Raw genomic sequence first — 8,950 nt, 5'->3', positions numbered from 1 at the left:
TCTCCATCGAGTGGGAGGACGCGGGCATGGACCGGCTGCACGGCGCGCCGGAATCCCTCGCCTACATCCGCTCGCTCAACGCCATCACCCCACCGGCCGCCGCCTTCGACGCCGCCTTCTCCTCCGAATGACCCATCACGCCGGGCGGCGGTCCCACGGTGGCCGCCGCCCGCCGGAGCCGACCGGCCGTGAGCAGCACCCCCACCGTCCCGGCAACCGATCGGGGAGAGGAGACAGATGAGAACCGGAGTATGGCTGATCGGAGCACGGGGATCGGTCGCGGTCACCAGCATGCTCGGGGCGTCGGCGGTGCGGGCGGGCCTGGCCGAGCCGACCGGATGCGTCCTGGAGTCGCCCGAGCTGCACAGCGACGCCCTCCCCGCCATAGGGGACCTGGTCTTCGGCGGCCACGACATCTCCTCGATCCCCCTCGTCAAGAAGGCCGCCGCGCTGGCCGAGGCGGGAATCGTCCCGGCCCGGCTCGCGGGGGCCGTGCAGGACACGCTCCTCGAGATCGAGCAGGACGTACTGCCCCTGCCGGTGCGCGACACCCAAGCCGAGGTCGCGGACGCCATCGGCGCCGACCTGGACCGTTTCCGCCGGCGGCACCATCTGGACCGCGTCGTCGTGATCAACGTCTCGACCACGGAACCGGCGCCGCATCCCCACCCCGCCCACGCCGATCTCGACGCGCTGCGGGCCGCGCTGGACGGGCCGGAGCCCGTCCTGCCGCCGAGCGCCCTGGCCGCCTACGCCGCCCTGAGCGCCGGCTGCCCGTACGTCGACTTCACCCCCTCCACCGGCGCCCGCCTGCCCGCCCTCGACGCCCTGGCCCGGGAGCAGGAGCTCCCGTACGGGGGCCACGACGGCAAGACCGGCGAGACCCTGGTCAAGTCGGTGCTCGCCCCGATGTTCGCCCTGCGCAACCTGAAGGTGCGCACCTGGTCCGGCGTCAACCTGCTGGGCGGCGGCGACGGCGCGAACCTCGCCGAGCCGGCGGCCAACGCGGCCAAGTCCGCCAGCAAACAGCGTGTGCTGCACGAGACGCTCGGTTACGTCCCGCAGGGTGACACCCGGATCGACTTCGTCGAGGACCTCGACGACTTCAAGACCGCGTGGGACCTGATCTCCTTCGAAGGCTTCCTCGGCACCCGCATGCGCATGGAGTTCACCTGGCACGGCTGCGACTCGGCGCTGGCCGCGCCGTTGGTCCTGGACCTGGCACGGCTGACGGCGGCCGCCCACCGGGCCGGGCGCACGGGTCCGCTCACCGAACTGGCCTTCTTCTTCAAGGACCCCCTCGGAGAGGTGCCCCACGCGCTGCCCGAGCAGTGGCGGGCGCTGCGCGCCGCCGTGGACGCGCTCGGCTCACAGGGGACGGGACGATGACGGCGCGATGACGGCGCTCCGCGATCTGATCGACCTGGTCCGGGCCCCGGCCGCGTTGTCCGTCCCCGGCGACGTGGTCGCCGGGGCGGCCGCCGGTGGGGCGCTCGGCCGTCGCACCGCCGGCCTGGCCTGCTCCTCGGTCCTCCTGTACTGGGCGGGGATGGCGGCCAACGACTGGGCCGACCGGCATCTCGACGCGGTCGAGCGCCCGGAGCGCCCCATCCCCTCGGGGCGCGTGCCGGCCGGGGCGGCCCTCGGCACGGCGGTGGGGCTCACCGCCGCCGGACTCGCCGTGGCGCGGCTCGCGGGCGGCCGGCGTGCCCTGGCGGTCGCCGCCCCCCTGGCCGGCGCCGTCTGGGCGTACGACGTGGCGGCCAAGAACACACCCGCCGGTCCTGCGACGATGGCGCTGTGCCGCGGCCTCGACGTGCTGCTGGGCGCCACCGGAGGCTCCCGCACCGCCGCGCTGCCTTCCGCTCTCACCATCGCCGCCCACACGTACCTGCTCACCGCGCTCTCGCGCGCGGAGGTGTCGGGGGCGGACCCGCGGCTGCCCGCCGCGACCCTGGCGGGCACCGTCACGCTCGCCGCCGTGACCGCACGTGGTGCCGCACGTGGTGCCGGGGGACCGGTGCAGCCGGCCCTCGCCGGCTGGTACGCCGCGCAGTTCGGCTCCCCCCAGGCGCGCGCCGTCGCCGACCCCTCCGCGCGGCGCGTCCGAGACGCGGTCGGCGCGGGCATCGTCAGCCTGCCGGCCCTCCAGGGAGCCCTCGCCGCGCGCGGCGGCGCCCCCCGCCTCGGCCTCGCCCTCGCGGCGGCGATCCCGCTGGCCCGGCGCCTGGTCAGGAAGGTCTCCGCGACATGAGGTTCGGCTACGGCACCAACGGCTTCGCCGAGCTTCCCCGTCACGGCCACGCCGCGCCCGCCGTGGCCCGGCGTTCGATCGAATTCCTGCGCGGAGCCGAGCAGGCGTCGAGGCGTCACGGTGAAGGGAGAACGGCATGACGCGACCTGAGCGGCTGCGCGCCGCGCTGGGGGAGACACCGCGGGAGGAATGGGTGGACGCCGCGCTCGCCGCGGCGAGCGAGCGACCCGAGACGATCGGCCGGTCCTTCACCCAGGCCGGACGGCGGGCCGGGCGCACGCCGCTGCCCGGCGTGCCCGGCTGGACCGCGGACGAGGCCGCCCGTGCGCTGCTGCTGGCCGCGCTGCCGGCGGACCGGGCGGAGGCCGAGGTCGGCGACCTCTACCGCTACGGCGACGCCGACGAGAAACGGGCCGTGCTCAAGGCCCTGCCGATGCTCGCCGTCGGCGCGGCGGGACTGCCCCTGCTGCACGACGCGATCCGCACGAACGACGCCCGCCTGCTGGCCGCCGCCCTCGGGCCGTACGCCCGCCACCTCGACCAGGCCGCCTGGCGGCAGGCGGTGCTCAAGTGCGTGTTCACGGGCGTGCCGCTGACCGCGGTCGACGGGCTGGACGAGCGGGCCGACCCTGAGCTGGCGGCCATGCTGGCCGCCTTCGCCGACGAGCGCGCGGCCGCGGGACGCCCCATGCCCGCCGACGCCGCCGCCCTGCTCGGCCGTCTGACCCGTGAGGAGTCCTGATGCGCATCTTCGACCCGCACATCCACATGACGTCGCGCACCACCGACGACTACGCCCGGATGGCCGCCGCCGGCGTCCGTGCCGTCGTGGAGCCGGCTTTCTGGCTGGGGCAGCCTCGCACCGGCCCCGGCTCGTTCGCCGACTACTTCGACTCGCTGATCGGCTGGGAGCCCTACCGGGCCGCGCAGTTCGGCATCGTGCACCACGCGACGATCGCGCTGAACCCCAAGGAGGCGAACGACCCGCGCTGCCGCCCCGTGCTCGACCTGCTGCCGCGTTACCTGGACAAGGACCGTGTCGTCGCGGTCGGAGAGATCGGCTACGACTCGATCACCCCGGAGGAGGACGACGTCTTCGAGCGGCAGCTCGCCCTCGCCGTCGAGCACGACCTGCCGGCGCTCGTCCACACCCCTCACCGCGACAAGGCCACCGGCACCCGGCGCACTCTGGAGGTCGTCGCCGCCTCGGGGATCGCGCCCGAGCGGGTCGCCGTCGACCACCTCAACGAGGTAACCGTCGGCATCGTGCGCGACTCCGGATGCTGGATGGGCTTTTCCATCTACCCCGAGACGAAGATGTCGCCGCCCCGCATGGTGGAGATCCTCAAGCGGTACGGCCCGGACCGGATGCTGGTCAACTCCGCCGCCGACTGGGGCGTCTCCGACCCGCTGCTCACGCTGGAGACCGGAAGGGCCATGCTGGCCGCCGGATTCACCGAGGACGACGTCGACCGGGTGCTGTGGCGCAACCCCGTGGAGTTCTACAGCCAGTCGGGGCGCCTCGACCTGACCGGCACCGGCGCCGGCGCGGACGAGCCCACCTTCGCCGGCAGCTCCATCAAGCGCGGCGGCGGCTGATGCGGCTACGGCACCCGGGAGGAGCCCCGCTGCACCTGAGCTACTGCACCAACGTGCACGCGGCGGAGGATCTCGACGGCGTCATCGCCCAGCTCGACGTCTACGCGGTCCCGATCCGCGCCCGCCTCGGCACGGACGTCCTGGGGCTCGGGCTCTGGCTGGCCGCGCCCGTCGCCGCCGCTCTGGCCGCCGACCCCGCCCTGCGGGCCCGGCTCCGCCGCGAGCTGTCCGCACGGGGCCTGGAGGTGGTCACGCTCAACGGCTTCCCCTACCGGTCCTTCCAGGACACGGTCGTCAAGCACGCCGTCTACCATCCCGACTGGACCACCGAGGACCGTCTGTCGTACACGCTGGACCTGGCGCTCGTCCTCGCGGACCTGCTGCCCGACGACGCGGCCCGAGGGTCGGTCTCGACGCTGCCGCTCGCCTGGCGCGACCCCTGGGACACCGGCATGGCCGACCTCGCCGCGCGCCGGCTCGACCGGCTGGCCGCCGGTCTGGCCGACCTCGAGTCCGCCACCGGGCGGGTGATACGGGTGGGGTTCGAACCCGAACCCGGCTGCGTCGTGGAGACGACGGGCCAGGCGGTGGCACGGCTCGCCGGCGTCGACGGCGACCGGCTCGGCATCTGCCTGGACCTCGCCCATCTGGCCTGCGCGTGGGAGGAGCCGGCCGACGCGCTGAAGGAGCTGAGCCGGGCCGGCCTGCCCGTCGTCAAGGTCCAGCTCTCCGCGGCCCTGGAGACCGCGGACCCGGACGCCCTGCGCGAGTACGCCGAGCCGCGCTTCCTGCATCAGACGCGCAATCCCGCGGGCGACGCCGCCGACGACCTCGACGAGGCCTTCGAGCGGGGGCTGCCCGGGCCGTGGCGGGTCCACTACCACGTTCCCCTCCACGTCTCACCGCCCGCGCCGCTGGCCACGACCATCCCCGTGATGCGTGCGGCGCTGGCGGAGCTCGCCGGCGGGCCGCGGCCGCTCTGCGACCACTTCGACGTGGAGACCTACACCTGGGGAGTGCTGCCACCCGCCCTGCGCCCGCAGACCCCCGGACAGCTCGCCGCGGGCATCGCCGACGAGCTGGACTTCGCCCGTGCCGCGCTGCGTGAAGTGGGAGTGACGACATGACATCGCTACTGGTCCTGGACGTGGTGGGGCTGACCCCACGACTGCTGGCGCACATGCCGCGGCTCCGGGCCGTCGCCGCGGACGGCTTCCAGGCGGAACTCGGTACCGTCCTGCCCGCCGTCACCTGCTCGGTGCAGTCCACGTTCCTCACCGGCGTCCCGCCGGCCGATCACGGCATCGTCGGCAACGGCTGGTATTTCCGCGACCTCGGCGAGGTCCTGCTGTGGCGCCAGCACAACGCGCTCGTCGGCGGTGAGAAGGTGTGGCAGGCCGCCCGGCGCGACCGGCCCGGCCTCACGGTGGCCAACGTGTGCTGGTGGTACGCGATGGGCGCCGACGTCGACTGGACGGTCACCCCCCGGCCGATCTACTACGCCGACGGGCGCAAGGAGGCCGACTGCTACACCCATCCGCCGGAGCTGCACGACGAGCTCACCGCGGCGCTGGGCACCTTCCCCCTGTTCAGCTACTGGGGCCCGGGAGCGGGCATCGCCTCGTCGGCCTGGATCTGCCGCGCCACCGAGCACGTCATGACGGCGCACAACCCCGACCTGACGCTGGCCTACATCCCCCACCTCGACTACGACCTGCAGCGGTACGGCCCGTCCGACCCTCGTGCGGCCGCGGCGGCCGCCGAGCTCGACACCGTGCTGACGCCGCTGCTGGACGCCGCGGCGGCGCAGGGCAGGACCGTCGTCGCCGTGTCGGAGTACGGCATCACCGACGTCTCCCGTCCCGTCGACGTCAACCGGATGCTCCGTGCGGAAGGGCTCCTGGGTGTCCACACCCAGGACGGCATGGAGTATCTCGACCCGTGGACCTCACGCGCGTTCGCCGTCGCCGACCACCAGGTGGCGCACGTCTACATCTCCGACCCCGCCGACGTGCCGGCCGTCGCCGAACTCTGCGCGTCCCTGCCCGGCGTCGCCGAGGTGCTCGACGAGAGCGGGAAGAAGGCGCAGGGCCTGGACCACCCGCGCTCCGGCGACCTGGTCCTGCTCGCCGAGCGCGAGGCGTGGTTCACCTACTACTACTGGCTCGACGACGCCCGCGCGCCCGACTTCGCCCGCCTCGTCGAGATCCATCGCAAGCCCGGCTACGACCCGGCCGAGCTCTTCTTCGACCCGGCGAACCCCGGCGCCGCCAAGCGCAGGGCAGGCGTGGCGCTGCTGCGCAAGAAGCTCGGCATGCGCTACCTCATGAACGTCGTCGGCCTCGATCAGGGCGCTCGCGCCGTACGCGGCTCCCATGGGCTGCTTCCCGCCGACCCCGCCGACGCGCCGGTGCTGCTCTGCTCCGACCCGTCCGCCGCCAGGCGGCGATTCGAGGCGACGGACGTCAAGGACCTGCTGCTCCGCCTCGCACTGGGGTGACAGGCGGGCCTCACGACGGGCGCGCCCTGGACCTCCGGGTCCAGGGCGCGGCCGGCACGTGCAGATCAGACCACGTGCCGATCAGACCATGTGCAGATCAGACCACGGTGCAGGGAACACCGTTGAGGGTGAAGGCGGTCGGTTCGGCGGTGTTGCCGGTGTGGGTCGCCTGGAAGCCGATGTCGATGGTGGCGCCGGGGGCGATCGTGCCGTTGTAGTCGACGTTGCGGGCGTTCACCTGGCCGCTGGAGGGCGAGTAGGTGGCGTTCCAGCCCGAGGTGATGGACTGGCCGGAGGGCAGGGTGAAGGCCAGCGTCCAGCCGTCGATCGCCGAGGTCCCGGTGTTGGTGATGCTGATGCTGGCGGTGAAGCCGTTGTTCCAGGTGCTCATCGTGTAGGCGACCCGGGGCCCCGTCCCCGTGCCGCCACTGGGTGAGGCGCTGGGCGACGGGCTGGGGGAGGGGGTCGGCGACAGAATGGGCGACGGGGAGGGCGAGGAGCCGCCGCTCAGACTGGTCACGAAGGTCGTCATGCTGCGAGCGGGAAGCGTGACGGTGAGGGAGCCGTTCGACATGCTGGTCGCCGCCTGGGGCGCGACGTTCCTGCTCGCGTCGGTCACCCAGGACGAGACGCCGGCCGAGCCGGCGTTCGCCACGGTGAACTGCTGGCTGACCGCGGAGGTCCCCTTGTTGAGGGCGACGATGACGACGGTGTTACCGCTCCGGTACGCCGAGACGTAGACGTTCGTCGCGGGGTTCGCCGTCGCGTCGATCCGCACGTACCCAGGGCGGACGAACCTGGCGAACTGCGCCATGATGGCGCCGCGCTTGCTGATCTGGCCGTCCTCGCGCATGGGGCCGTAGCTGCGCCGGATGTACCACCAGACGTACGCCTGGAACCCGGCGTCCACCATGGCGCGGTGCATGTGCTCACCCACGTCGAGCGCCTGTGGCCAGGTGTCCGCCGAGTCGGTGCTGTTGGGGTAGTAGACCTCGGTCATCCAGAGTTCCTTGCCCGCGCCCTTCTGCTGGAAGAGGGGGTAGGGGAAGTTCGAGTACGACGTGCCGTAGAGGTGCGCCCCGATGATGTCCACGTTGGCGAGCGCCGAGGAGTCGTTGAGGATCGGGTCCGACATGCTCTTGATGTACTGGAAGGACTCGGGCGCGATGACCCTGGTGCCGATCGAGCCGGCGTTCTCCCGCAGGAACCGGACGATTTCGGCGGAGGTCCACCACGTCCAGTCCTGCGCGTAATCGGGCTCGTTCTGCACGGATATGGCGTACAGGTTCACCCCGTTGTTCCGCATGTAGGTGGTGAAGCCGTCGAGGTGCTGGGCGTAGGCGGCGTACGAGCTGTACTTGAGGCGTTTCGCGTTGGTCTGGCTGCCCCGGGTGAAGGTCTCGGTCATGCTCGCGGGGGGATTCCACGGCGAGGCGAAGACGGTCGCCCCGAGCTCGACCGCGCGCTTCGCCGTCGCCAGGTCACGGCTCCAGTCCGACTGGTTCTCGCCGACGGGGATCCGCAGCACGGAGAACCCCAGCTTGCCGTCGCCGTTGCCGAACGCCGTGTCCCGCTGGGCGGATGTCAGGTCGCCGGCCCAGGCCGCGTGGGTCATGCCGCCGAAGCCCCGGATCGTCTGCCGCTGCGCCGACGGATTGATGGCCGCGGTGGCCGCCGCGGCCTCCGTGGCTCCCAGGACCGACGTCGCGGCCGTGATGACCGGCAGCGCTCCCATCGTCGCCAGGACGGATCTCCGGCTCAGCAATCTCCGCTCGCGGCTCACGGGGTCGTTCTGATCCTGCGTCATGTCTCTCCTCTTGGCTGTCGGTGCCGACCGCGCCTTCGCGTGGTGGTCGCGTACGGGGGGTGGTCGCTCTGGGCGCGGAGAACCGCACACCGTCCGGAGGCCGTCAGGACTCGGGTGAGTCGAGTCCGGCGACGGGGTCACGGGTGGGATGGTTGTACGAGCGAAACGACGTCCAGGCCGCGTCGGCGAGTCCCACGGCCCACCCGGGGCGGCCACGTTGCGGCCGCCCCGGCGAGGGGTCGTGTCAGACTCGGGTCCACTTCTGGTTGTTCTGGCCGTTGCACGTCCAGATCTGCACCTTGGTGCCGTTGGCGGTGCCGTTGCCGGACACGTCCAGGCACTTGCCGGCCCCGACGGCGGTGATGGTGCCGTCGGAGTTGAGGCGCCACTTCTGGTTGTTCTGGCCGTTGCAGTCCCAGATGATCACGCTGGCGCCGTCCGCCGTGCTGCCGCCGTTGACGTCCAGGCACTTGCCGCCGTAGACCCGCAGCTCACCGGCACTTGTCTCCGTCCACTGCTGGTTGCCCTGCCCGTTGCAGTCCCAGATCTCCACCTGGGCGCCGTTGGCCTGGGAGGCTTCGGTGACGTCCAGGCACCGGCCCGATCCCACGCCCTTGATGGCGGTCCCACTTCCGGTGGGTGGGGGAGAACTGGAGGTCCCGCCGTTGAGGGCGTCGAGGACGGCGGTGTACGCCTGCTTCTTGTTGTAGTTGCCGTCGAACAGCAGCGGGTTGTCGCCGCTGCGCCAGGAGTACTTGTCGGTGATGCCCCACACCGTGATGCCGGTGCA

Annotated in this window: 9 protein-coding genes and 1 pseudogene; 8 read left to right on the top strand and 2 right to left on the bottom strand. The window is 72.6% G+C overall.

Features of this window, described 5'->3' with window-relative positions; all coding sequences use genetic code 11:
• The 8 genes and pseudogenes from FLW16_RS45825 to FLW16_RS42440 form a co-directional block, all read left to right on the top strand.
• Positions 1-131, top strand: a pseudogene (locus FLW16_RS45825) (sugar phosphate isomerase/epimerase); the annotation flags it as partial.
• 106 nt (positions 132-237) lie between these two features.
• Entirely contained in the window at positions 238-1,389 is a 1,152-nt protein-coding gene (locus FLW16_RS42465; protein ID WP_142566656.1) for an inositol-3-phosphate synthase, read from the top strand.
• A gap of 7 nt (positions 1,390-1,396) precedes the next feature.
• Complete coding sequence (locus FLW16_RS42460; protein WP_142566655.1) at positions 1,397-2,254, top strand: SCO3242 family prenyltransferase; 858 nt, start codon at positions 1,397-1,399, stop codon at positions 2,252-2,254.
• Positions 2,251-2,394, top strand: coding sequence for a hypothetical protein (locus FLW16_RS44300; protein WP_185949853.1), 144 nt, complete (start codon positions 2,251-2,253; stop codon positions 2,392-2,394). Before FLW16_RS42460 ends, FLW16_RS44300 begins: the two co-directional genes overlap by 4 nt.
• Positions 2,391-2,996 carry an EboA domain-containing protein gene (locus FLW16_RS42455; protein ID WP_142566654.1) on the top strand — a complete coding sequence of 202 codons (606 nt, stop codon included), beginning with the start codon at positions 2,391-2,393 and terminating at the stop codon, positions 2,994-2,996. The genes FLW16_RS44300 and FLW16_RS42455 overlap by 4 nt, the downstream gene beginning before the upstream one ends.
• Complete coding sequence (locus FLW16_RS42450) at positions 2,996-3,853, top strand: TatD family hydrolase (RefSeq protein WP_142566653.1); 858 nt, start codon at positions 2,996-2,998, stop codon at positions 3,851-3,853. The genes FLW16_RS42455 and FLW16_RS42450 overlap by 1 nt, the downstream gene beginning before the upstream one ends.
• Positions 3,853-4,980 (top strand): metabolite traffic protein EboE, encoded by a 1,128-nt coding sequence (eboE, locus tag FLW16_RS42445; protein ID WP_142566652.1) that lies wholly within the window; start codon positions 3,853-3,855, stop codon positions 4,978-4,980. Before FLW16_RS42450 ends, eboE begins: the two co-directional genes overlap by 1 nt.
• Entirely contained in the window at positions 4,977-6,353 is a 1,377-nt protein-coding gene (locus FLW16_RS42440; protein ID WP_142566651.1) for a nucleotide pyrophosphatase/phosphodiesterase family protein, read from the top strand. The genes eboE and FLW16_RS42440 overlap by 4 nt, the downstream gene beginning before the upstream one ends.
• A 97-nt stretch (positions 6,354-6,450) precedes the next feature.
• On the opposite strand, the gene FLW16_RS42435 is transcribed toward FLW16_RS42440, so the two are convergent.
• The gene (locus FLW16_RS42435; RefSeq protein WP_142566650.1) at positions 6,451-8,160 is read right to left on the bottom strand and encodes a cellulose binding domain-containing protein; all 1,710 of its coding nucleotides are present in this window, start codon (positions 8,158-8,160) and stop codon (positions 6,451-6,453) included.
• 244 nt (positions 8,161-8,404) lie between these two features.
• On the bottom strand, positions 8,405-8,950 hold a 546-nt coding region (locus tag FLW16_RS42430; protein WP_185949852.1), incomplete at its 5' end, for a lectin.

Source organism: Microbispora sp. KK1-11 (assembly GCF_006874435.1).
Classification (GTDB): domain Bacteria; phylum Actinomycetota; class Actinomycetes; order Streptosporangiales; family Streptosporangiaceae; genus Microbispora; species Microbispora catharanthi.
The sequence above is the reverse complement of the archived record's forward strand: the minus strand, read 5'-3'. Positions and strand labels throughout refer to the sequence as shown.

Coding starts and splice junctions, on each gene's coding strand:
- FLW16_RS42465 (WP_142566656.1), top strand. CDS start 238: ATGAGAACCGGAGTATGGCTGATCGGAGCACGGGGATCGGTCGCGGTC.
- FLW16_RS42460 (WP_142566655.1), top strand. CDS start 1,397: ATGACGGCGCTCCGCGATCTGATCGACCTGGTCCGGGCCCCGGCCGCG.
- FLW16_RS44300 (WP_185949853.1), top strand. CDS start 2,251: ATGAGGTTCGGCTACGGCACCAACGGCTTCGCCGAGCTTCCCCGTCAC.
- FLW16_RS42455 (WP_142566654.1), top strand. CDS start 2,391: ATGACGCGACCTGAGCGGCTGCGCGCCGCGCTGGGGGAGACACCGCGG.
- FLW16_RS42450 (WP_142566653.1), top strand. CDS start 2,996: ATGCGCATCTTCGACCCGCACATCCACATGACGTCGCGCACCACCGAC.
- eboE (WP_142566652.1), top strand. CDS start 3,853: ATGCGGCTACGGCACCCGGGAGGAGCCCCGCTGCACCTGAGCTACTGC.
- FLW16_RS42440 (WP_142566651.1), top strand. CDS start 4,977: ATGACATCGCTACTGGTCCTGGACGTGGTGGGGCTGACCCCACGACTG.
- FLW16_RS42435 (WP_142566650.1), bottom strand. CDS start 8,160: ATGACGCAGGATCAGAACGACCCCGTGAGCCGCGAGCGGAGATTGCTG.